Origin of the sequence: Bacillus cereus group sp. BfR-BA-01523 (assembly GCF_022662615.1) — a bacterium.
GTDB lineage: Bacteria > Bacillota > Bacilli > Bacillales > Bacillaceae_G > Bacillus_A > Bacillus_A mycoides.
This window is the reverse complement of record NZ_JAKUDX010000003.1, coordinates 441,061-463,018: the sequence shown is the minus strand read 5'-3', so window position 1 is coordinate 463,018 and position 21,958 is coordinate 441,061. Positions and strand designations below refer to the sequence as shown.

Sequence of the window (21,958 nt, the reverse complement as noted above, 5' to 3'; positions counted from 1 at the left end):
ATTGGGGGAGTGAGGATGACTCTTATATTTGCGCATCGTGGTGCGGCGGGAACGTATCCGGAAAATACAATGATTTCATTTGAAGCGGCGGAGGCTTTCGGGGCAGACGGAATTGAACTCGATGTTCAATTCACGAAAGATGGAAAAGTTGTTGTTATTCATGATGAAACGGTGGATCGGACAACAAATGGAAAAGGTGCGGTTCGAAATTATTTATATGAGGATTTATGTAAGTTGGATGCGAGTTATAAATTCGGTGACAAAGTAGGTTTTTGCAGAATACCTCTTCTAGAAGAGGTGTTAGAATGGCTCGCAAAAACGAAATTGCTACTCAATATTGAACTGAAAAATAATAAAATCCCATACAGAGGTTTAGAAGAAGAGGTTATAACACTTGTACGTAAGTTTAGTCTAGAGGATCGGATTGTGTTTTCTTCTTTTAATCACTACAGTATGAAGCGATGTCATATGATGGCTCCTGATATTCAAACAGCTATTTTGTATCGTGAAGGTTTGCATAGCCCGTGGGCATATGCAAAAAAGATGGGTGCTACTGCAGTACATCCGAATTATCGTTATCTTCAAGATGCTATCGCTGAATTAACGATGGGAAGTGGTGTGGAGGTTCGTCCTTACACGATAAATGAAGAAACGCTTATGCGTAAATATTTTGATATGAATATATCAGCGATTATTACTGATTATCCTGAAACAGCAAGAACTTTATTACCGATAAAAAAATGAGACCTAATATAATGGTCTCATTTTTTATTTATGATATGTGAAAACTTTGTTTTATCTTCTGAAGCGTGCTTGTACTTTATTTCTCTTACGATCTCTGTGTAAGACGAAGCCGCCGAAGATATAAAACCCGAGTGCGAAGCAAAGAGCGCCGATTAAAAATTGTAACCATAATATAGGGATTGGGGAGAACAAAATCCCAAATACAGTATCTCTCATTAGTTTAATACCAAGCACGGCTAATGAAATGGGGATGAGTGCTAATAATAGAGCGAGGTAACGCTGCATACATAACGCTCCTTTTCAGATTATTTTGTGTATTTTAATGATGTTATATGGAATGGGGGTTTGTCAAGAGGTTGCTGAACGAGTAAGATAAGAATGTGAAAAATTTTGCAGAGATACTTCGAGAGGAAGTGTAATGTATGAAACAAAATGTGTTAATTGTTGGAGCAGGTGAAGGTGGGAGTACACTGTTGAGTCTGTTGCAAAATTCGAATATATTTCAAATTATAGGAGTTATTGATAGTAATCCAATTGCGAAAGGATTACAAATCGCAAAGGAATATGGGACTCCGATTGGTGATAGTGTAACTCCGTTTCTTTCTATGCATATTGATGTAATGTTTGATATGACAGGTGATTATGATTTACATAAAGTTTTATTGGGAAGCAAGCATAAAGACACCCTTCTTATACCAGGGGATATTGCAAAAATTGTTACGAGACTAGCGCATGAGAAGGAAAGCTTAATTGGAAAGCTAGAAGAACAGACGCAACAAGGGAATTTAATTTTAAATTCAACGCATGACGGTATGATTGTTATAGACCAAGAGGGACAAGTTCGTCTGTTTAATAAAAGCGCAGAGCGTATTACTGGATATAAAAAAGAGGAAGCAATAGGGAAATATATTTTAGAAGTTATTCCAACGAGTAAGTTGCTTCGTATTATACGCACGAAAAAAATAGAAGTGAATCATGAACTGACGTTAGAGAATGAAAAAAAGATTATTACAACGCGTATTCCGATATTAAAAGAAGGTGGAGAGGTTCAAGGGGCATTTGCGATTTTTAAAGACATTACAGAAGTTGTAGATTTAGCGGAAGAAGTTACAGACTTAAAAGAAATTCAAACGCTACTTGAGGCGATTATTAACTCATCTGAGGAAGCAATTTCGGTTGTTGATGAGAAAGGAAGAGGACTAGTTATAAACCCTGCTTATACGAAGTTAACGGGTTTGACTGAAGAAGAAATTATTGGGAAGCCGGCTACAACTGATATTGTGGAAGGTGAAAGTATGCATATGAAAGTACTTCGGACGCGCCGAGCGGTCCGAGGAATACATATGAAGATTGGGCAAAAAAAGCGAGATGTAATTGTAAACGTAGCACCGGTTATTGTCGATGGGATATTGAAAGGGAGCGTCGGGGTAATTCGCGATGTATCAGAAATTCAAAAGTTAACAAATGAATTGAATAGGGCAAGACAAATTATTCGAACGTTAGAAGCAAAATATTCATTTGATGATATTGTTGGTGATTCAGATGAAACGACGGCAGCTATTGAACAAGCAAAACTTGGAGCGAATACACCAGCAACAGTATTGCTTAGAGGGGAATCTGGTACGGGGAAAGAGTTATTTGCACACGCTATTCATAACAGTAGTAATCGAAAATACAATAAGTTTGTACGAGTAAACTGTGCTGCTATTTCTGAGACCTTATTAGAAAGTGAATTATTCGGTTATGAGGAAGGCGCGTTTTCTGGAGCGAAAAGAGGCGGGAAACGAGGATTCTTTGAAGAAGCGAATAATGGAAGTGTTTTTTTAGATGAAATCGGAGAGTTATCTGCAAATACGCAAGCGAAGCTCCTTCGTGTGCTACAAGAAAAAGAAATTGTGAAAGTAGGGGGAACGAAAGCGATACCTATTAATGTCCGGGTAATTGCAGCAACACATGTGAATTTAGAAAAGGGCATTCTAGAAGGAGAGTTCAGAGAGGACTTATATTATCGTTTAAATAAAATCCCGATTCAAATTCCTTCCCTTCGTCAGCGTAAAGGAGATATACCGGCGATTGCAGAAAGGTTAATTCAAAAAATTAATCAAGATTATGGTCGTAATGTAGAAGGACTCACCGATTCAGCCGTTTCGTATTTACAATCATATGAATGGCCAGGGAATGTTAGGGAACTTGAAAATATTTTAGGACGAGCTATTATCTTTATGAATTATAACGAAATATATATTGATGTACATCATTTACCGCCTTTACATAAAGAAGAACAAGTAGAGACGAAACGAAATAATTTATTACCTGAATTAGAAGAGAAGGCCCTTGAACACCTAGTGACAGAATTTGAGGGGAATATTATCCGTGAATATTTAGAGAAATTTGATGGGAACAAAACGAAGACTGCAAAAGCGTTAGGAATTTCAGTTCGAAACTTATATTACAAGCTAGAAAAGTATGACTGTGCAAAAAATAGCATGCAATAAATTGCGTACCGTGCAATTTATTGCGTGGTATACAAAAAGCGACAAAACGAGACAGAATATTTCGTCGTTTTCCAAAGTATTGATTTCACTGCATTTTGAATGCGTTTTCATTATTGGTAAGACCACTTTTGAAAGTTGGCACGGTATTTGCTTAATGAATAGACGAGGGACGACGGAAAGGGTTGATTACAAAATATGAAGTTAGAACACTTAATTGATCAAGCAGCAGGACAGCCTAAAAAAACTGTGGCTGTAGCAGTAGCTGAAGATCATGAAGTAATTGAAGCTGTAGCGAAAGCAATCAAGTTACAGCTAGCTCAATTTCGTCTATATGGAAATCAAGAGAAAATAATAGGGATGCTACAAGAGCATGGGTTACAAACTTCAGAACATATTGAAGTGATTGCAGCAGCGTCAAGTGCTGAGGCTGCAGAACTTTCTGTTAAATCTGTAAGCAATGGCGAAGCAGATGTGCTAATGAAGGGGAACATCCCAACAGCAAATATTTTGAAAGCTGTATTAAATAAAGAGTGGGGACTTCGTAAGGGCAGTGTGCTTTCACATGTTGCAGCGTTTGAAGTTCCAAATTACGATCGTCTTATTTTTGTTACAGACGCAGCGATGAACATTGCACCTGATGTAACACAAAAAGCTGCTATTATACAAAATACTGTAGAAGTTGCCCAGGCAATAGGAATTGATTTGCCAAAGGTAGCGCCAATTGCAGCGGTAGAGGTTGTTAATCCTGCGATGCAAGCGACAATTGATGCAGCGATGTTAACTCAAATGAATCGCCGCGGACAAATTAAAAATTGTGTCGTTGATGGACCACTTGCTTTAGATAATGCAGTATCACAAATTGCAGCAGAACATAAAGGCATAGTAAGTGATGTAGCAGGTAAGGCAGACATTTTACTCGTCCCAACGATTGAAGCTGGAAATGTGCTATATAAATCACTCGTCTATTTTGCAAATGCAAAGGTAGGAGCGATGGTTGCTGGCGCTAAAGCACCGATTGTTTTAACATCACGTGCTGATTCAGCAGAAACAAAAGTATATTCATTAGCATTGGCAGTTGCGACTGCTTCAAAATAAACCAAATAGGGTAAAACAATTAGGGGGAAACGACAATGACATTAGAAATCTTCGAATACTTAGAAAAATATGATTATGAGCAAGTGGTATTTTGTCAAGATAAAGAATCTGGTTTAAAAGCAATCATTGCAATCCATGATACAACACTTGGACCAGCTCTTGGTGGAACAAGAATGTGGACATATGATTCTGAAGAAGCGGCGATTGAAGATGCATTGCGTCTTGCAAAAGGGATGACATACAAAAATGCAGCAGCTGGTTTAAATTTAGGTGGTGCAAAAACAGTAATTATCGGTGATCCACGTAAAGATAAAAGCGAAGCGATGTTCCGTGCATTAGGACGCTACATTCAAGGACTAAACGGACGTTACATTACAGCTGAAGATGTTGGTACAACAGTAGATGATATGGATATTATCCATGAGGAAACTGATTTTGTAACAGGGATTTCACCATCATTCGGTTCTTCTGGTAACCCATCTCCAGTAACTGCATACGGTGTTTACCGTGGTATGAAAGCAGCTGCAAAAGAAGCATTTGGTACAGATAACCTAGAAGGAAGAGTAATTTCTATTCAAGGTGTTGGTAATGTAGCATATCACCTATGCAAACATTTACACGCTGAAGGAGCAAAATTAATCGTTACAGATATTAATAAAGAAGCTGTACAACGTGCAGTAGAAGAATTCGGTGCAACAGCAGTTGAGCCAAATGAAATTTACGGTGTTGAATGTGATATTTACGCACCATGTGCATTAGGCGCAACAGTTAATGATGAAACTATTCCACAACTTAAAGCAAAAGTAATCGCTGGTTCTGCAAATAACCAATTAAAAGAAGATCGTCATGGCGACCTTATTCATGAAATGGGTATTGTATACGCACCAGACTATGTTATTAATGCAGGTGGCGTAATTAACGTAGCAGACGAATTATATGGATACAATAGAGAACGTGCATTAAAACGTGTTGAGTCTATTTATGACACAATTGCAAAAGTAATCGAAATTTCAAAACGCGATGGCATAGCAACTTATGTAGCAGCAGATCGTCTAGCTGAAGAGCGCATTGCAAGCTTGAAAAACTCTCGTAGCACATACTTACGCAACGGTCACGACATTATTAGCCGTCGCTAATCATTCATATATAACTTTTACAAAAGGTGTGGTTACCTCTTATGAGGTTTCCACTTCCTTTTAAATTTATTAGTGGAGGTAGCAACATTGTCTGTAAATCGAATTCTTGTTATTAACCCAGGTAGTACATCCACAAAGATTGGTGTTTTTGATAATGAAAGACCCGTTCTAGAAGAAACTATTCGTCATGACGTAGAACAGATTGGAAAATATAAGCGAATTATCGACCAATATGAGTTTCGTAAAGAAACGATTTTAGAAGTTCTACATTCTCATGGCATTAACATTTCAAAATTAAACGCTGTTTGTGGGCGTGGTGGATTACTTCGTCCAATCGAAGGCGGTACGTATACAGTAAACGATGCGATGTTAGAAGATTTAAAAAATGGGTTTAGCGGTCATCACGCTTCAAACCTTGGAGGCATTTTAGCATATGAAATTGCTTCTGGATTAAACATTCCTGCATTCATTGTGGATCCTGTCGTTGTAGATGAGATGGAGCCAATTGCTCGTATAAGTGGTATTGCTGGTATGGAACGCAAAAGTATCTTCCATGCATTAAATCAAAAAGCAGTTGCTCGTAAAGTGGCAGATGAATTAAATCACAAATATGAGGATTTAAATTTATTAGTTACACATATGGGCGGCGGTATTACAGTTGGTGCTCATAAAAAAGGAAAAGTTATCGATGTGAATAATGGCTTAAACGGAGAAGGACCATTTAGTCCAGAGCGTGCTGGTACAGTACCAGTAGGACAATTAGTTGAAATGTGTTTTTCTGGTGAGTATTACCGAGACGAAATGGTTAAAAAACTTGTCGGACAAGGTGGACTTGTAAGTCTTATAGGTACAAACGATGCAATTAAAGTAGAACAAATGGTTGAAAAAGGTGATCCTGAAGCAACTCTTATTTATAAAGCAATGGCGTATCAAGTTGCAAAAGAGATTGGCGGAGCTAGTGCTGTACTTCACGGGAAAATCGATGCAATCGTATTAACTGGTGGACTTGCGTACAGTAAAATTCTTGTCGATGAAATAAAAGAACGTGTTCACTGGATTGCAGATGTTATCGTACATCCAGGAGAAGATGAATTACAAGCGTTAGCAGAAGGAGCACTTCGTGTATTACGTGAAGAAGAAGCTCCAAAAGAATATATTGTACGAGAAAAACAAACAGTAGCTAGGGGTTGAGATAATGGCAAGAGAATATGATTTAGTCATCGTTGGCGGCGGTACTGGTGGATATGTTGCTGCTATTCGTGCATCACAACTAGGGTTAAAAACTGCACTTGTTGAAAAAGAAAATCTTGGTGGTACTTGTTTACACAAAGGATGTATTCCTAGTAAAGCTCTTTTACGTAGTGCGGAAGTATACGCAACTGCTAAAAAAGGAGAAGAGTTCGGAGTTATTGCAAGTAATGTAGAACTAAACTTTGCTAAAGTACAAGAGCGTAAAGAGAAGATTGTAACGCAGCTTCATAAAGGCGTTCAGCATTTAATGAAACAAGGTAAAATTGATGTGTTTGAAGGTATTGGCCGTATTCTTGGCCCATCTATTTTCTCTCCAATGCCAGGTACAATTTCAGTTGAACTTGCAAGTGGAGAAGAGAATGAAATGTTAATTCCAAAAAATGTGCTTGTTGCAACAGGTTCTCGTCCAAATTCATTACCAGGATTAGAGTTAGACGGAGAGTATGTAATGTCTTCGGATCATGCCCTAAAAATGGAAACGCTTCCTAGCTCAATCATTATCGTTGGTGGCGGTGTAATTGGTATTGAGTGGGCATCTATGCTTGCTGACTTCGGTGTAGAAGTTACTGTATTAGAATATGCGAAAAACATATTACCACTAGAAGATAATGACGTTTCAAAAGAAATGCAACGTCTATTCAAGAAAAAAGGTATTAAAGTGGTAACTGGTGCAAAAGTATTACCAGAAACATTGGTAAAAGATAATGGAGTAACAATTCAAGCTGAACATAACGGTGAGAACAAAGCATTTAAAGCAGAAAAAATGCTTGTATCTGTCGGAAGACAAGCGAATACGCAAAATATGGGCTTAGAGAACACAGATATTGTTGTGGAAAAAGGATACATTCAAACAAATGAGTTTTATCAAACGAAGGAATCTCATATTTACGCAATTGGAGATGTAATCGGTGGTTTGCAACTTGCTCACGTTGCTTCTCATGAAGGAATTGTTGCAGTAGAACATATCGCTGGTAAAGAAGTTACACCAATTGATTATTCTATGGTATCAAAATGCGTATATAGTAGTCCAGAAGTTGCTTCTGTCGGCTTAACAGAACGAGAAGCAAAAGAAAAAGGCTATAAGTTAAAAGTCGGTAAGTTCTCATTCCGTGCAATCGGAAAGGCACTTGTATACGGAGAATCAGACGGTTTTGTAAAACTTGTAGTTGATGAAGAAACAAATGACATTCTCGGTGTTCATATGATCGGACCACATGTAACAGATATGATTTCTGAAGCTGGTCTTGCAAGAGTACTTGATGCAACACCTTGGGAAGTAGCACATACAATTCATCCGCATCCATCATTATCTGAGGCGATTGGTGAAGCTGCACTTGCTGTAGATGGAAGAGCGTTACACGCATAAAAATGTGGATTTAGGAGGTTATGAAAAATGGCAGAAGTAAAAGAAAAGCGCCATGAAGAGCTTGGCTTAAGTGATGAGCAAGTATTAGAAATGTTCCGTACGATGTTACTTGCACGTAAAATTGACGAACGTATGTGGTTATTAAACCGTGCAGGTAAAATTCCATTCGTAATTTCTTGTCAAGGACAAGAGGCTGCACAAGTTGGAGCGGCGTTCGCTCTTGATAGAGAGAAAGATTATGCATTACCATACTACCGTGATATGGGTGTTGTACTAGCGTTTGGTATGACAGCTAAAGAGCTTATGTTGTCTGCTTTCGCAAAAGCTGGAGATCCAAACTCTGGTGGTCGTCAAATGCCTGGTCACTTCGGTCAAAAGAAAAATCGTATTGTTACAGGATCATCACCAGTAACAACGCAAGTACCACATGCAGTTGGTATTGCACTAGCTGGAAAAATGGAGAAGAAAGATTTAGTAACGTTCGTTACATTCGGAGAAGGCTCTTCAAACCAAGGTGACTTCCATGAAGGAGCAAACTTTGCTGGTGTACACAAACTACCTGTTATTTTCATGTGTGAAAATAATAAATACGCAATCTCTATTCCAGTTGAAAAACAATTAGCATGTAAAAACGTATCAGACCGTGCAATTGGTTACGGTATGCCTGGATATACAATAGACGGAAACGATCCGCTTGCAGTATATAAAGCTGTAAAAGAGGCAGCAGACCGCGGCCGTCGTGGTGAAGGCCCAACTTTAATTGAAACAGTATCATATCGTTTAACAGCACATTCTAGTGACGACGATGATCGTGTTTATCGTGATAAAGAAGAAGTAGAAGAAGCAAAGAAAAAAGATTCAATTATAACATTTGCAGCTTATTTAAAAGAAGCTGGCGTGTTAACTGAGGAATTTGAAAAACAAATGTTAGACGAAATTATGCATATCGTAAATGAAGCAACAGAATATGCAGAAAATGCTCCGTATGCAGCACCTGAAGATGCATTGAAGCACGTATACGCAGAATAGGGGGGAACGTTTCATGGCTGTAATGTCTTATATTGATGCTATTACATTAGCAATGCGCGAAGAAATGGAACGCGATGAGAAAGTATTTGTTTTAGGTGAAGATGTTGGTAAAAAAGGTGGCGTATTTAAAGCGACACACGGATTATATGATCAATTTGGTGAAGATCGTGCGCTTGATGCACCGCTTGCAGAATCTGCAATTGCTGGGGTAGCAATTGGTGCGGCAATGTATGGTATGCGTCCAATCGCTGAAATGCAGTTTGCTGATTTCATCATGCCAGCAGTAAACCAAATTGTTTCTGAGGCAGCAAAAATTCGTTATCGTTCTAATAACGATTGGACTTGTCCAGTTACAATTCGTGCGCCATTTGGCGGCGGTGTTCACGGTGCATTGTATCATTCACAATCTGTAGAAGCGATGTTTGCAAACCAACCAGGTTTAAAAATTGTTATCCCTTCTACACCATATGATGCAAAAGGCTTATTAAAAGCTGCAATTCGTGATGAAGATCCAGTATTATTCTTTGAGCATAAGCGTGCATATCGCTTAATTAAAGGTGAAGTGCCAGAAGATGACTATGTATTACCAATCGGAAAAGCAGATGTAAAACGCGAAGGTGATGATATTACTGTTATCACTTACGGATTATGTGTTCACTTTGCTCTTCAAGCAGCTGAGAAGTTAGCACAAGATGGAATCTCTGCACACATTCTTGATTTAAGAACGGTATATCCGTTAGATAAAGAAGCGATTATTGAAGCGGCTTCTAAAACAGGTAAAGTTCTTCTTGTAACAGAAGACAATAAAGAAGGAAGTATTATAAGTGAAGTGGCAGCAATTATTGCTGAAAACTGTCTGTTTGATTTAGATGCGCCAATCGCACGTCTTGCAGGTCCAGATGTTCCAGCAATGCCATATGCACCAACAATGGAAAAATTCTTTATGGTAAATCCAGATAAAGTTGAAAAAGCAATGCGTGAACTTGCGGAATTTTAATCGGGGGGACTATACATGGCTGTAGAAAATATCACAATGCCTCAGCTCGGGGAGAGCGTTACAGAGGGTACAATTAGTAAATGGCTCGTTAATGTTGGCGATCACGTAAACAAGTATGATCCGCTTGCAGAAGTAATGACTGATAAAGTAAATGCTGAAGTACCATCTTCTTTCACTGGTATTGTGAAAGAATTAATCGCTGGTGAAGGTGAGACGTTAGCTGTAGGTGAAGTAGTTTGTGTTATTCAAGTAGAAGGCGCAGATGAAGTAGCAGCGACAGCTGTTGAGGAAAAAACAAAAGAAGAACCAAAGGCAGAAGTAGCTACGTCTGAAAAAGCACCGAAAGCAAAACAACCAACTGATGGAAAACCACGTTTTTCACCAGCTGTTTTAAAACTTGCAGGTGAGCATAATGTTGATTTAGATTTAGTAGAAGGTACGGGAGCAAATGGCCGTATCACTCGTAAAGATATTTTAAAGCTAGTGGAATCTGGAAATATTCCGCAAGCAGGTGCCAAGAAAGAGGAAGTTGTTGCAGTAGCAGAGCGTCCAGAAGCACCAAAATCAGCGGCAGTAGCACCGGTAGCGCAAAAAGTAGAAGCTGCAAAACCAGTTTCTGTGCCGACAATGCCTGGCGATATCGAAATTCCAGTAACAGGTGTGCGTAAAGCAATTGCAGCGAACATGTTACGTAGTAAACACGAAGCGCCACATGCTTGGATGATGATTGAAGTAGATGTGACAAACCTTGTGTCATACCGTAATTCAATTAAAGGTGATTTCAAAAAGCGCGAAGGTTTTAATTTAACGTTCTTTGCTTTCTTCGTAAAAGCAGTAGCACAAGCGTTAAAAGAGTATCCTCAAATCAATTCAATGTGGGCTGGCGATAAGATCGTTCAGAAGAAAGATATTAACCTTTCTATCGCTGTTGCAACAGAGGATGAACTATTTGTACCAGTAATTAAACACGCGGACGAGAAGACGATTAAAGGTATCGCTCGTGAAATTACAGAGCTTGCAGGAAAAGTACGTACGAAATCGTTAAAAGCGGACGAAATGCAAGGCGGAACATTTACAATTAATAACACAGGATCATTCGGTTCTGTTCAATCTATGGGTATTATTAATTACCCACAAGCGGCTATTTTACAAGTTGAATCAATTGTAAAACGCCCAGTAATTATGGATAACGGTATGTTCGGTGCTCGCGACATGGTTAACTTATGTTTATCACTTGACCACCGTGTACTAGATGGCCTAATTTGTGGTAAGTTCTTAGGACGTGTAAAAGAAATTCTAGAAAATACGTCAGAAAATAATACATCTGTATATTAATAAAAAGCTCGCTTATGCGAGCTTTTTATCATCTTATTTCTTCATCTACATCCTACTATATGTATAATATCTTTCCCAGTAATCTTACAATGAACGATTATGTATTAGGAATTTATGAAAATACATTGCTGATATATGGTATATGGATATAAAATAAGAAAAGAATAATTTTTTTGGCAAATCTTACTGATGAAACTGTAGTATAATATATTGTATTGTATGAAAAAGAGAGTTATTCTATATAAGTGTTTTATAGATAATGTGTAATCAGTCGTCAAAACATGAAGAATGTTGACTCCTGGTTTTTTATTTTGCTGTAACAATGTTTCAGGAGGATGTCATGAAAAGAAGTACCGAGTTTCTAAAAAGTTTAGATGTAAAATTAATATTAATTTTGTTAGCATTATGTGTTACGAGTATAGCTGCTATATATAGCAGTCAGCAAACTGGCCAATATGGAGAGGCAAACTTTGCGATGAAACAGGGTTTGAACTACATAATTGGAGTTGTATTGTTATTGCTTGTTGCAAGCGTCGACTTAGATCAATTACAAAAATTGTCTTGGCCACTTTATATCGTCGGATTTGGTTCACTTATTCTTTTGAAAATACTACCGGTTTCCACTTTCACACCTGAAAAATTAGGTGCAAAAAGATGGTTTGTATTTCCGTTAGTTGGACAAATTCAACCATCTGAGTTTTTCAAAATTTCATTGCTTCTCGTAGTAGCAAGTATAGCAGTGAAACATAATGCACAGTATATGGCAAGGACATTCCAAACGGATTTACAATTAGTAGGTAAAATTGTGCTTGTATCCCTTCCGCCCATGGCTGTTGTATATAGCCAACCGGATACAGGGATGGTGTTCTTATATGCTGCTGCAATTGCATGTATTTTATTTATGTCAGGTATTCAGAAGAAATTGATAGCGTTATGTACAGTTATTCCAGTCACCATATTATCGGCGTTAATATTTATTTACGTAAGGTATGAGGATTTCTTCTTTAATAAGTTAGTTACGTTACTAAAACCTCACCAACAATCACGTATTTTAGGTTGGTTAGATCCATTTGAACATACAGATCAAGGTTATCAAACACAGCAATCGATTTTAGCTGTAGGTAGTGGTGGTATGGAAGGGAAAGGATTTGGCGAAGGGAACGTCTATATCCCTGAGAAGCATACTGACTTTATTTTCGCTACAATTGCCGAAGAAGGTGGATTTATCGTAGCCGCGTTAGTTGTGTTCTTGTTCCTATTACTGCTATATCGAACAATTATTATCGGTTATTCTGCTGATAATTTATTCGGTACATTATTATGTGCTGGGTCTATTGGTATATTAACAGTTCAAATATTCCAAAATATTGGTATGATCGTCGGATTAATGCCTGTAAAAGGGATTGCATTACCTTTCTTATCGTATGGGGGAAGTTCCTTATTCTCGAATATGATTATGATGGGGCTCATATTGTCCGTACGGAAAACGTATAAAAAATATATGTTTTCAGTTAAGTAAAAAAGCTAGTTCGTGTAAAAACGAACTAGCTTTTTTACATATATGCTCTTAAACGTTGCAAACTAAAACAAAGTAGCAGTTTGAGACGGGTAAGGAGTGCAAAGTGATGCATATGCATATTTTTGAAGGGGCACGGCATCTATCTAATAGTGAATGGGTTATTCGAGCTATCATAGCATACATATTTTTAATATTAGTTGCGAAAGCGATGGGACAAAGGTCCATCGCACAACTTCGTTTTTTAGATGTTGTATTAGTATTATTGCTTGGTGGGAATATTTCTAACGCATTATCTGATGAAAAAGTGGGGTTACTCGGCTCGATGATTACAACGTTCATACTCGTTGTACTTCACATTATAAGCTCAGTCTTAATGCTGAAATGGGATAGATGGAGACGCTTTTTAGAGCCAGCACCTATTATTCTTATACACGATGGCTCCATTGATTTTAGCAATTTGAAAAAAGCGAGAATTACGGTGGAATATTTATTTTCGGAACTTCGTATGCGAAATGTGAGCGATATTCAAACGATTAAATTAGCATTGTGGGAAGCGAATGGTGTTGTTTCTATATTCCGGTATCCAGAATATGAAGCAGTTTCGCGGCTTGATCTGAAAGTGGCGGGAAGAAGATCTCCAGTTTCTTTTGTATTAGTAAAGGATGGGAGGATTCAGCAAGATGTTCTAGCTTTAGTAGGAAAAACAGAAGAGTGGGCGAGAGAATTTCTAGAGAAGAGTGCAGAAGTCGAATCCATTATGTTAGCTACAGTAGATGAAGCGCATAAAATAAATATTTTGTTAAAAAAATGAAAAATATACGCATTTTGTCGTTTCATACATATGATACAATAGTGTGGACAACGAAAAAATGGGAGGTGTTTCCATGGGATATGTAGAGGAATTACGAAAAGTAGTTGGTCATCGCCCTTTAATTTTAGTTGGTGCTGTTGTACTCGTTATAAATGAAAGTGGATATGTATTATTACAGCAAAGAACAGAGCCTTACGGAAAATGGGGGTTGCCTGGCGGGCTAATGGAGCTTGGTGAATCACCAGAAGAAACAGCTTACCGTGAAGTATATGAAGAGACAGGAATAGAAGTAAAGAACCTCCGATTAATCAATGTATTTTCTGGAGCGAACTATTTTTCAAAATTAACAAACGGTGATGAGTTTCAATCCGTAACGACAGCCTATTATACCGATGAATACGAAGGGAATTTTGTTATGAATAAAGAAGAAGCGGTTCAGCTTACATTCTTCCCACTAACAGAACTACCTGACTATATTGTAGGATCGCATAAAAAAATGATTGGTGAATATATAAAAATTATGGGAACTAAGATATAATATATAATGAAAGAGATACAAAAACACAGTTCTGGTCGGTAGTCCAGACGCATGATTTCATGTCAGTAACCTTCCCCTCCGGGATGTCCAGTATTTCTAATTTTTTTAAAGGAGGGGCTGTCAATGGATTTGACAGTATATCACGATGGTCAATTTTTCGTAGGAATTATTACGCATAAAGAAAAAGGAAAATTGTATGGAGCAAGGTATATTTTTGGAATGGAACCTCCAGATGAAGAAGTACTTATATTTGTGAATGGTCCAATGTTAGCATATTTCCAGCACGTTGCAAAATGCGGTGTGGAAGTGAAAGAAAAACAGCGTCCCAAAAATATAAAACGTATCATACGACAAGCGGCAAAAGAAGTAAATGTAAAACGTTTTACTAAGGCACAAGAAGCGATTAGTTTATCTTATGAATTGTATAAACAAGAAAAGAAAGTGCAGTCTAAAGAGAAGCGAGAAGCTGAAAAACAAAGAAGACGTTTAATTAAAGTACAAAAAGCAAAGCAAAAGCATCGTGGCCATTAAAAAAAGGTGTTAGAGCAAGGGCTCTAATACCTTTTCTATGCCTAAATACAAGTAAACTTACTTGTATTTCATAAACATTAACTGGTAAGATACAAATAGGTAGAATTAGAGGAGGGAAAAGATTGATTAACTTTAACTTTTTTATGAATGATGTTGTCCGTCAAGCGCGTGAAGAGATTGTCTCTGCAGGATATACAGAATTGACGACATCAGAAGCAGTCGAAGAAGCATTTAAAAGAAATGGTACAACACTTGTAATGGTAAACTCTGTATGTGGTTGTGCAGGTGGCATTGCTCGTCCTGCTGCTGCACATTCCGTACATTATGATAAACGCCCTAACCACCTTGTAACGGTATTTGCGGGTCAAGATAAAGAAGCAACAGCAAGAGCTCGTGAATATTTTGAAGGATATCCACCTTCATCTCCATCATTTGCGTTATTGAAAGATGGAAAAATTGTAACGATGGTAGAACGTCATGAAATTGAAGGTCATGAACCAATGCAAGTAATTGCAAAACTACAATCTTATTTCGAAGATAATTGCGAAGAACTATAAGGAAGAGAAAAAGGCGGTACGTCCACAATCAAGTGGGTGTACCGCCTTTTTTATTTAGTTTTTAAAATAATTAAACATGCAGGAAGTTGTTATTTTATGCATGTTTTTATGCATTAACAACAGCTTTAATGCTGTTTTTATATTTATTTTTATTTTAAATATTGCATAAAAATGAAAGTACTGATACAATACAAACATCGAATAAATATTCTATTAAACTTTTAAATATACATTATTAGGGGGAAGAAAGATGAAGAAGTTATTATCAATATCATTTGCACTTATTTTAATTGTAAGTATGTTCAGTGCTTGTAGTAATGGGGAAGAAAAGGCGAATGGCGAAAATAAAAAAGTACTCGTTATGGGGACTTCAGCAGACTATAAACCGTATGAATACGTGGAAGCTTCAAAAAGTGATGAAATTATCGGCTTTGATGTTGATATTGCCAAATATATCGGAAAAGAACTTGGATACGAAGTGAAAGTGAAAGACATGGATTTCGGCGGATTATTAGCATCTCTTAATTCAGGAAAAGTTGATTTCGTTATGGCGGGTATGACGCCAACTGCAGAGCGTAAAAATAATGCTGATTTCACAGATATATATTTTGTTGCAAAAAATATGATTGTTTCAAAAAAGGGCTCTAATATTAAATCGTTAGAAGATTTAAAAGGGAAAAAAGTAGGAGTACAAACAGGATCAATTCAAGAAGAAAAGGCAAAAGAATTTCAGAAACAAGTCGATTTCAAAGCTGAGGGACGTGACCGTATACCAGAAATCGTACAAGAAATTAAAGCTGGTCGTTTTGACGCTGCAATTATAGAAGACACAGTTGCAAAAAATTATTTAGAAAAAATGAAAGAACTACAAGGAATTGAAATTCAAGAAGCACCAGAAGAAGTAGGTGCAGCAATTGCTCTTCCGAAAAATAGTGATAAAACAGAAGAATTTAATAAAGTAATTAAGAAAATGCAAGAAAATGGAGAAATGGATAAATTAGTGAAGAAATGGTTTGGCAGCGGAAAATAAGCTGCCTTTCACTTTTCTGTGAGGGGAATGAAAAGGATGAATCTAGATTTTTCGGCAATTACGCCTTCAATACCATATATATTAAAGGGATTAGAAGTTACATTGAAAATTGTAGCTGCATCAGCTGTGGTAGGATTTATTTTAGGAACGTTATTAGCACTTTGCAAAATTGCTAGAATACGAGTATTAAATATTGCAGCAGATATTTATACGTCAATATTTCGTGGCACACCGCTAGTATTACAATTAATGATTATTTATTTCGGTGTTCCGCAAATGATGGGTTATGAGATACCGGCCTTTTTGGCAGCTGTACTTGCATTTAGCTTAAATTCAGGTGCATATATGTCAGAAGTAATTCGTGCCGGCATTCAAGCAGTCGATAAAGGACAAACAGAAGCAGCAATGGCTTTAGGTATTCCGTACAGTAAAATGATGAGAAATATTATTTTTCCTCAAGCTTTAAAAAATATATTACCAGCACTTGTGAATGAGTTTGCGACACTTACGAAAGAGTCGGCTGTAGTAACCGTAATAGGAGCGACTGATTTAATGCGCCGTGCTTATATTGTAGGTGGTGAAACATTTAAATATCTTGAGCCATTACTTTTTGTTGGACTTATTTATTATATATTAGTAATTATTCTTACATTAGTTGGGAAAGCCATTGAAGGGAGAATGAAGAAAAGTGATTAAAATTGACAACCTTCATAAATCATTTGGGAAAAATGAAGTATTAAAAGGAATTACAACAACGATTGAGAAAGGAGAGGTTGTTGCAATTATTGGACCGTCTGGATCTGGAAAGTCAACGTTTTTACGCTGTATGAATGTATTGGAAGCGCCGACAGATGGTCACATTTGGATTGGAACGGAAGAAGTAACGAATCCGAAAACAAATATTATGCACGTTCGTGAAAATGTCGGAATGGTATTTCAACATTTTCACTTATTCCCTCATATGACTGTATTAGAAAATATTACGTATGCTCCTATCAATGTAAAAGAAGTAACGAAACAAGAAGCTGAAAAAAAAGCTGAGAAACTTCTAGAAAAAGTGGGGTTATTAGATAAGAAAGATGCATATCCAAATCGTCTTTCAGGAGGACAAAAGCAACGTGTAGCAATTGCAAGAGCGTTAGCGATGGAACCGGAAGTTATGTTATTTGATGAACCTACCTCTGCGCTAGATCCAGAAATGGTGAAAGAAGTGTTAGAAGTTATGAAATCATTAGTTACGACAGGAATGACGATGGCAATCGTTACACATGAAATGGGATTTGCAAAAGAAGTAGCAGACCGTGTTCTCTTTTTAGATGGTGGAAAGCTTGTAGAAGATAGTAATCCGGAAGAGTTTTTTACAGCACCGAAAAGTGACCGTGCAAAAGAATTTTTGCAAAAGATATTGTAATATGTGAAGGGTACGTGAATAATAGGTAGAAAAGGATGACATTGCGTCATCCTTTTTTTATACTAACTGTAAATACGTTTATACATATAGGGGTAATGATATGTTTAAAATTGGATATAGAACAGTGAAAACAGCGCTTGGAACGGGAGCGGCAGTTTTTATTGCTCAGTTATTAGGATTAGAATTTTATAGTTCAGCTGGTATTTTAGTCATTTTATGTGTGCAAAATACGAAACGAAAATCCGTTCAAGTATCGTTGCACCGTTTTTTAGCTTGTGTATTATCGATGGTATTTGCGTTTTGTATTTTTGAAACGATTGGTTATACACCACTTGCGATTAGCGTATTACTGCTTACCTTTATTCCAACTGCAGTTATGTGCAAAATTCAAGAAGGGATTGTCACGAGTTCGGTTATCGTTATGCATCTGTATTCATTAAAGCAAATTACATGGTCTATAGTTGGTAATGAAATTGCTATATTAACGATTGGAATTAGTGTCGCTTTATTAGTAAACATGTACATGCCAAGCAGTGAGAATAAACTGAAAGAGTATCAAGGAAAAATAGAAGAGCATTTCAGAACGATTTTGTTTGAAATGGTCGTTTATTTACGGAATCGAGATAGTAATTGGAGTGGGGCCGAATTAATTGAAACAGAAATGATGCTGAAAGAAGCGAAAGATTTATCATTTAAAAAACTTGAGAATGAATTTATGCGTGAAGATGACTATTATTATCGGTATTTTGATATGCGTATGCAACAATTTGAAATTTTGGAGCGTATGATACCATTAGCTGCATCACTATCTTGGACGTATGAACAAGCTGATATGATTGCAGACGTAATTGAAAATATAGGGAATTCTATTCGACCTGAAAGTACAGGGGTCATTTCGTTAAGACAACTTCAAGAAATGCGAGAAGTATTTAGAGAAATGCCTTTACCAGTCTCGCGAGAAGAATTTGAAATACGTGCAAAACTTGTTCAACTTGTTTATGAGATGGAGCAATATTTACTCATTAAAAGTCGTTTTAAGGGAAAGGATAATATAAAAGAACTTATTTAGAAGGTAGGAACTATATATGCCGTATCTTCTTTCTTTATTATTATGTCTTTCTCTATCACCGATCTGGCCTCTTGGTGATAACCCACGTGCTGGAGATCCTTTTATAATTGTAAATAAAGCAACGAATAAACTAGCTTACATCGATGATGGGAAGATCCAAAAGGTTTTTCCAGTAGCGACAGGGAAAACAAATGAATTAACCCCAGAAGGAACCTTTGACATTGTATTGAAGGCGAAGGATCCCTATTATATTGCGAAGGATATTCCTGGGGGCTCTCCCAAAAATCCACTTGGATCGAGATGGATGGGATTTAATGCAAGAGGCACGGATGGAAGTAAGTATGGGATACACGGGACAAACCAACCTAGTTCAATTGGAAAATATATTTCGCAAGGATGTATAAGAATGAAGAAACATGATGTGGAATATTTGTTTGATCGTATTCCAATTGGAACGAAAGTATCGATTGTGAAATCGAAAAAAACATTTCAGCAATTGGCGAAGGAAAAAGGGGCCATAGTATTTGGAAAAGTCAACGAAACGGTTGGCTTTTTCTTTTATTATAAGTTGTCTTGACATGTGTACATAACCATGCGTTAATGAGAATATATAAAGATAATTGAGTAAAGGGGTTGCTCATATGTATTTAAATCCAAAAATTTCTTACATGCAGTTTTGTGTTGGTTTTCTATTTGTTATTACATTCATATTGGCAACTTTTAATATATGTTCTTACGTTGTAGCGATCGTATTTATGGCATTACTCAATCTTACTTTTGTTATTGGGGCATTTCAGCAGAAACAATATACAAGTTTTGTAATAGCACTTGTAATGGCCTTTTCCTTTAGCATTGTAGCAATTGTAATATATATAAAATAAAATGTTCATTACAAGATAGACTATCTCGATTTCGAGATGGTCTATTTTGTATGTGTAAGCAGTAAAAAAAGGACGAGTGAATCGTCCTTTTTACCAAAACATACTTGCGCCAGTAAGTAATGTTGTTACAAGCATAGAAATTAGCATTATATAAACCATAATTTTTTGAGCTTTTTTATGCATCGTTAAACCTCCTTGCAAATCAGTACAATTTCATTGTAACGAGAAATGAAATTGTGGACAAGGGGAGAGAAAGGACAAAATTCGGGAAGGGGGTGCAAAATATTACAGGAAATTTGAGCATACGTAGAGAATATGTTAAAAGATAGATTATTAATTTTTTTTTATGCAAGCTGAAGAATGGAGATACAATGATGAAAATATACGAGACAGATCGTTTACATTTAAGAGAAATTGATGAGTCGTATGCGGAAAAAGTTCTTCAATATTACGACAAAAATCGTGAATTTTTAAAAGCGTGGGAAGAGTATAGACCGGAGGGGTTTTTCACGTTAGATTATCAAAAGAAAAAGTTACAAAAGGATAGAAAAGAGTTCGCGGAAGGCAAGATTATCAGGCTTTGGATTTTTAAAAAGGGTGATGATACAAAAATTATTGGATGTATTTCATTTAATCTAATTGTTCGTGGAATTTATCAATCTTGTGTACTCGGTTATAAATTAGATAAGGAAGAATTGAATAAAGGTTACACAACAGAAGCGCTTAGAAAAGCAATTCAAGTTACCTTTGAAGAATTTCATTTACATCGTATAGAAGCACCAATTATGCCACGAAATTTAGCATCTATACAAGTAGTGACGAAGATAGGATTTCAATATGAAGGTGTATCTCGAAAAATGCTAATGGTAAATGGCATCTGGGAAGATCATATGCGCTGGGTATTGTTAAACGAGTAATAGAAGGCAGATGGGTATCTAGATGTGTTAACCATCTGTTTTTTGTCTTGTATTTCGAAACTTTTGCGAAATTCTGTTATAATTAATGTTGTTACATACATAATGGTAGTGCAGGAGGCGCAGTCTTATGATTAATCAAGAACGTTTAGTAAATGAATTTATGGAGTTAGTACAAGTAGATTCTGAAACAAAATTTGAAGCAGAAATTTGCAAAGTGTTAACAGAGAAATTTACTGCTTTAGGTGTAGAAGTATTTGAGGATGACACGATGGGTGTGACTGGTCATGGTGCAGGTAACTTAATTTGTACTTTACCAGCAACAAAAGACGGTGTTGATACAATTTATTTCACTTCTCATATGGATACAGTAGTTCCTGGTAATGGAATTAAGCCTTCTATTAAAGATGGATATATCGTATCAGATGGTACTACAATTTTAGGAGCCGATGACAAAGCTGGATTAGCATCTATGTTTGAAGCAATTCGTGTCTTAAAAGAGAAAAACATTCCTCATGGTAAAATTGAATTTATTATTACAGTTGGAGAAGAATCTGGTCTTATTGGCGCAAAAGCGTTAGATCGCGAGCGCATTACAGCAAAATATGGTTATGCATTAGATAGTGATGGAAAAGTTGGTGAAATTGTAGTTGCAGCGCCAACACAAGCGAAAGTGAATGCGATTATTCGCGGGAAAACAGCTCATGCTGGCGTAGCACCAGAAAAAGGTGTATCTGCAATTACTATCGCAGCAAAAGCAATCGCAAAGATGCCACTTGGTCGTATCGATTCTGAAACAACTGCAAATATTGGACGTTTTGAAGGTGGTACACAAACAAATATCGTTTGCGATCATGTTCAAATCTTTGCAGAAGCTCGTTCTTTAATAAATGAGAAAATGGAAGCACAAGTTGCAAAAATGAAAGAAGCATTTGAAACAACTGCAAAAGAAATGGGTGGTCATGCAGACGTTGAAGTAAACGTTATGTATCCAGGATTTAAGTTTGCTGCTGGCGATCACGTTGTAGAAGTTGCGAAACGTGCAGCTGAAAACATTGGTCGTACGCCTTCTCTTCACCAAAGTGGTGGCGGAAGTGATGCGAACGTAATCGCAGGACATGGTATCCCAACAGTTAACTTAGCAGTTGGTTATGAAGAAATTCATACAACAAATGAAAAAATTCCTGTTGAAGAATTAGCGAAAACAGCAGAATTAGTTGTAGCTATTATTGAAGAAGTAGCGAAGTAA

At 36.9% G+C, this 21,958-nt stretch carries 24 protein-coding genes; 22 read left to right on the top strand and 2 right to left on the bottom strand.

Annotation, left to right across the window (positions count from 1 at the left end):
- Positions 1–15 precede the first annotated feature (15 nt).
- Positions 16–744, top strand: coding sequence for a glycerophosphodiester phosphodiesterase (locus tag MR066_RS10720; RefSeq protein ID WP_242247118.1), 729 nt, complete (start codon positions 16–18; stop codon positions 742–744).
- Positions 745–795: 51 nt separating this feature from the next.
- Here MR066_RS10720 and MR066_RS10715 read toward each other — a convergent pair whose 3' ends face one another.
- A complete protein-coding gene (locus MR066_RS10715; RefSeq protein WP_001190193.1) occupies positions 796–1,029 on the bottom strand; it encodes a DUF2627 domain-containing protein in 234 nt (77 codons plus the stop codon).
- Positions 1,030–1,166: 137 nt separating this feature from the next.
- On the opposite strand from MR066_RS10715, the gene MR066_RS10710 reads away from it, so the two are divergent.
- The 19 genes from MR066_RS10710 (at position 1,167) to MR066_RS10620 (ending at position 19,795) form a co-directional block, all read left to right on the top strand.
- Complete coding sequence (locus MR066_RS10710; protein WP_242247107.1) at positions 1,167–3,239, top strand: sigma-54 interaction domain-containing protein; 2,073 nt, start codon at positions 1,167–1,169, stop codon at positions 3,237–3,239.
- Positions 3,240–3,434: 195 nt separating this feature from the next.
- Positions 3,435–4,334 (top strand): phosphate butyryltransferase, encoded by a 900-nt coding sequence (yqiS, locus tag MR066_RS10705; RefSeq protein WP_242247105.1) that lies wholly within the window; start codon positions 3,435–3,437, stop codon positions 4,332–4,334.
- Between the two features lie 35 nt (positions 4,335–4,369).
- On the top strand, positions 4,370–5,470 hold the full coding sequence (locus MR066_RS10700; protein WP_002015088.1) for a leucine dehydrogenase: 1,101 nt from the start codon (positions 4,370–4,372) through the stop codon (positions 5,468–5,470).
- A gap of 87 nt (positions 5,471–5,557) precedes the next feature.
- Positions 5,558–6,661, top strand: a complete 1,104-nt coding sequence (buk, locus tag MR066_RS10695; protein ID WP_002088555.1) for a butyrate kinase — start codon at positions 5,558–5,560, stop codon at positions 6,659–6,661.
- A 4-nt stretch (positions 6,662–6,665) separates the two neighbouring features.
- On the top strand, positions 6,666–8,087 hold the full coding sequence (lpdA, locus tag MR066_RS10690) for a dihydrolipoyl dehydrogenase (RefSeq protein ID WP_002111728.1): 1,422 nt from the start codon (positions 6,666–6,668) through the stop codon (positions 8,085–8,087).
- A 27-nt stretch (positions 8,088–8,114) separates the two neighbouring features.
- Positions 8,115–9,116 carry a 3-methyl-2-oxobutanoate dehydrogenase subunit alpha gene (bfmBAA, locus tag MR066_RS10685; protein WP_000852549.1) on the top strand — a complete coding sequence of 334 codons (1,002 nt, stop codon included), beginning with the start codon at positions 8,115–8,117 and terminating at the stop codon, positions 9,114–9,116.
- 13 nt (positions 9,117–9,129) lie between these two features.
- On the top strand, positions 9,130–10,113 hold the full coding sequence (gene bfmBAB, locus MR066_RS10680; RefSeq protein ID WP_000290070.1) for a 3-methyl-2-oxobutanoate dehydrogenase subunit beta: 984 nt from the start codon (positions 9,130–9,132) through the stop codon (positions 10,111–10,113).
- Between the two features lie 15 nt (positions 10,114–10,128).
- Positions 10,129–11,448, top strand: coding sequence for a dihydrolipoamide acetyltransferase family protein (locus tag MR066_RS10675; protein WP_242247096.1), 1,320 nt, complete (start codon positions 10,129–10,131; stop codon positions 11,446–11,448).
- 340 nt (positions 11,449–11,788) lie between these two features.
- Positions 11,789–12,967 carry an FtsW/RodA/SpoVE family cell cycle protein gene (locus tag MR066_RS10670; protein WP_242247094.1) on the top strand — a complete coding sequence of 393 codons (1,179 nt, stop codon included), beginning with the start codon at positions 11,789–11,791 and terminating at the stop codon, positions 12,965–12,967.
- A gap of 106 nt (positions 12,968–13,073) precedes the next feature.
- Positions 13,074–13,778 (top strand): DUF421 domain-containing protein, encoded by a 705-nt coding sequence (locus MR066_RS10665; RefSeq protein WP_098635959.1) that lies wholly within the window; start codon positions 13,074–13,076, stop codon positions 13,776–13,778.
- A gap of 73 nt (positions 13,779–13,851) precedes the next feature.
- Positions 13,852–14,316: an NUDIX hydrolase gene (locus MR066_RS10660; RefSeq protein WP_242247092.1), complete on the top strand. Its 465-nt coding sequence runs from the start codon at positions 13,852–13,854 to the stop codon at positions 14,314–14,316.
- A 123-nt stretch (positions 14,317–14,439) separates the two neighbouring features.
- Positions 14,440–14,847, top strand: coding sequence for a YjdF family protein (locus MR066_RS10655; protein WP_088040115.1), 408 nt, complete (start codon positions 14,440–14,442; stop codon positions 14,845–14,847).
- Between the two features lie 143 nt (positions 14,848–14,990).
- The gene (locus MR066_RS10650) at positions 14,991–15,404 is read left to right on the top strand and encodes a BrxA/BrxB family bacilliredoxin (RefSeq protein WP_242247274.1); all 414 of its coding nucleotides are present in this window, start codon (positions 14,991–14,993) and stop codon (positions 15,402–15,404) included.
- 250 nt (positions 15,405–15,654) lie between these two features.
- On the top strand, positions 15,655–16,434 hold the full coding sequence (locus MR066_RS10645) for a transporter substrate-binding domain-containing protein (RefSeq protein ID WP_002033967.1): 780 nt from the start codon (positions 15,655–15,657) through the stop codon (positions 16,432–16,434).
- A 36-nt stretch (positions 16,435–16,470) separates the two neighbouring features.
- The gene (locus MR066_RS10640; protein ID WP_002067073.1) at positions 16,471–17,130 is read left to right on the top strand and encodes an amino acid ABC transporter permease; all 660 of its coding nucleotides are present in this window, start codon (positions 16,471–16,473) and stop codon (positions 17,128–17,130) included.
- A complete protein-coding gene (locus MR066_RS10635) occupies positions 17,123–17,845 on the top strand; it encodes an amino acid ABC transporter ATP-binding protein (protein ID WP_002088545.1) in 723 nt (240 codons plus the stop codon). Before MR066_RS10640 ends, MR066_RS10635 begins: the two co-directional genes overlap by 8 nt.
- Positions 17,846–17,945: 100 nt before the next feature.
- The gene (locus MR066_RS10630; RefSeq protein WP_002033971.1) at positions 17,946–18,914 is read left to right on the top strand and encodes an aromatic acid exporter family protein; all 969 of its coding nucleotides are present in this window, start codon (positions 17,946–17,948) and stop codon (positions 18,912–18,914) included.
- A gap of 16 nt (positions 18,915–18,930) precedes the next feature.
- Positions 18,931–19,491 (top strand): L,D-transpeptidase, encoded by a 561-nt coding sequence (locus tag MR066_RS10625; protein WP_002015103.1) that lies wholly within the window; start codon positions 18,931–18,933, stop codon positions 19,489–19,491.
- Positions 19,492–19,555: 64 nt separating this feature from the next.
- Positions 19,556–19,795: a DUF3894 domain-containing protein gene (locus MR066_RS10620; protein WP_002088543.1), complete on the top strand. Its 240-nt coding sequence runs from the start codon at positions 19,556–19,558 to the stop codon at positions 19,793–19,795.
- Positions 19,796–19,885: 90 nt separating this feature from the next.
- Here MR066_RS10620 and prli42 read toward each other — a convergent pair whose 3' ends face one another.
- Entirely contained in the window at positions 19,886–19,978 is a 93-nt protein-coding gene (gene prli42, locus MR066_RS10615) for a stressosome-associated protein Prli42 (RefSeq protein ID WP_000549036.1), read from the bottom strand.
- A gap of 188 nt (positions 19,979–20,166) precedes the next feature.
- On the opposite strand from prli42, the gene MR066_RS10610 reads away from it, so the two are divergent.
- Positions 20,167–20,712: a GNAT family N-acetyltransferase gene (locus MR066_RS10610; protein ID WP_002015105.1), complete on the top strand. Its 546-nt coding sequence runs from the start codon at positions 20,167–20,169 to the stop codon at positions 20,710–20,712.
- A 127-nt stretch (positions 20,713–20,839) separates the two neighbouring features.
- Positions 20,840–21,958, top strand: a complete 1,119-nt coding sequence (locus MR066_RS10605) for a tripeptidase T (RefSeq protein ID WP_002015107.1) — start codon at positions 20,840–20,842, stop codon at positions 21,956–21,958.

Bases quoted from the DNA above. Each gene is read 5' to 3' on its own strand.
- MR066_RS10720 (WP_242247118.1), top strand. From the start codon at position 16: ATGACTCTTATATTTGCGCATCGTGGTGCGGCGGGAACGTATCCGGAA.
- MR066_RS10715 (WP_001190193.1), bottom strand. From the start codon at position 1,029: ATGCAGCGTTACCTCGCTCTATTATTAGCACTCATCCCCATTTCATTA.
- MR066_RS10710 (WP_242247107.1), top strand. From the start codon at position 1,167: ATGAAACAAAATGTGTTAATTGTTGGAGCAGGTGAAGGTGGGAGTACA.
- yqiS (WP_242247105.1), top strand. From the start codon at position 3,435: ATGAAGTTAGAACACTTAATTGATCAAGCAGCAGGACAGCCTAAAAAA.
- MR066_RS10700 (WP_002015088.1), top strand. From the start codon at position 4,370: ATGACATTAGAAATCTTCGAATACTTAGAAAAATATGATTATGAGCAA.
- lpdA (WP_002111728.1), top strand. From the start codon at position 6,666: ATGGCAAGAGAATATGATTTAGTCATCGTTGGCGGCGGTACTGGTGGA.
- bfmBAA (WP_000852549.1), top strand. From the start codon at position 8,115: ATGGCAGAAGTAAAAGAAAAGCGCCATGAAGAGCTTGGCTTAAGTGAT.
- bfmBAB (WP_000290070.1), top strand. From the start codon at position 9,130: ATGGCTGTAATGTCTTATATTGATGCTATTACATTAGCAATGCGCGAA.
- MR066_RS10675 (WP_242247096.1), top strand. From the start codon at position 10,129: ATGGCTGTAGAAAATATCACAATGCCTCAGCTCGGGGAGAGCGTTACA.
- MR066_RS10670 (WP_242247094.1), top strand. From the start codon at position 11,789: ATGAAAAGAAGTACCGAGTTTCTAAAAAGTTTAGATGTAAAATTAATA.
- MR066_RS10665 (WP_098635959.1), top strand. From the start codon at position 13,074: ATGCATATGCATATTTTTGAAGGGGCACGGCATCTATCTAATAGTGAA.
- MR066_RS10660 (WP_242247092.1), top strand. From the start codon at position 13,852: ATGGGATATGTAGAGGAATTACGAAAAGTAGTTGGTCATCGCCCTTTA.
- MR066_RS10655 (WP_088040115.1), top strand. From the start codon at position 14,440: ATGGATTTGACAGTATATCACGATGGTCAATTTTTCGTAGGAATTATT.
- MR066_RS10650 (WP_242247274.1), top strand. From the start codon at position 14,991: ATGAATGATGTTGTCCGTCAAGCGCGTGAAGAGATTGTCTCTGCAGGA.
- MR066_RS10645 (WP_002033967.1), top strand. From the start codon at position 15,655: ATGAAGAAGTTATTATCAATATCATTTGCACTTATTTTAATTGTAAGT.
- MR066_RS10640 (WP_002067073.1), top strand. From the start codon at position 16,471: ATGAATCTAGATTTTTCGGCAATTACGCCTTCAATACCATATATATTA.
- MR066_RS10630 (WP_002033971.1), top strand. From the start codon at position 17,946: ATGTTTAAAATTGGATATAGAACAGTGAAAACAGCGCTTGGAACGGGA.
- MR066_RS10625 (WP_002015103.1), top strand. From the start codon at position 18,931: ATGCCGTATCTTCTTTCTTTATTATTATGTCTTTCTCTATCACCGATC.
- MR066_RS10620 (WP_002088543.1), top strand. From the start codon at position 19,556: ATGTATTTAAATCCAAAAATTTCTTACATGCAGTTTTGTGTTGGTTTT.
- prli42 (WP_000549036.1), bottom strand. From the start codon at position 19,978: ATGCATAAAAAAGCTCAAAAAATTATGGTTTATATAATGCTAATTTCT.
- MR066_RS10610 (WP_002015105.1), top strand. From the start codon at position 20,167: ATGATGAAAATATACGAGACAGATCGTTTACATTTAAGAGAAATTGAT.
- MR066_RS10605 (WP_002015107.1), top strand. From the start codon at position 20,840: ATGATTAATCAAGAACGTTTAGTAAATGAATTTATGGAGTTAGTACAA.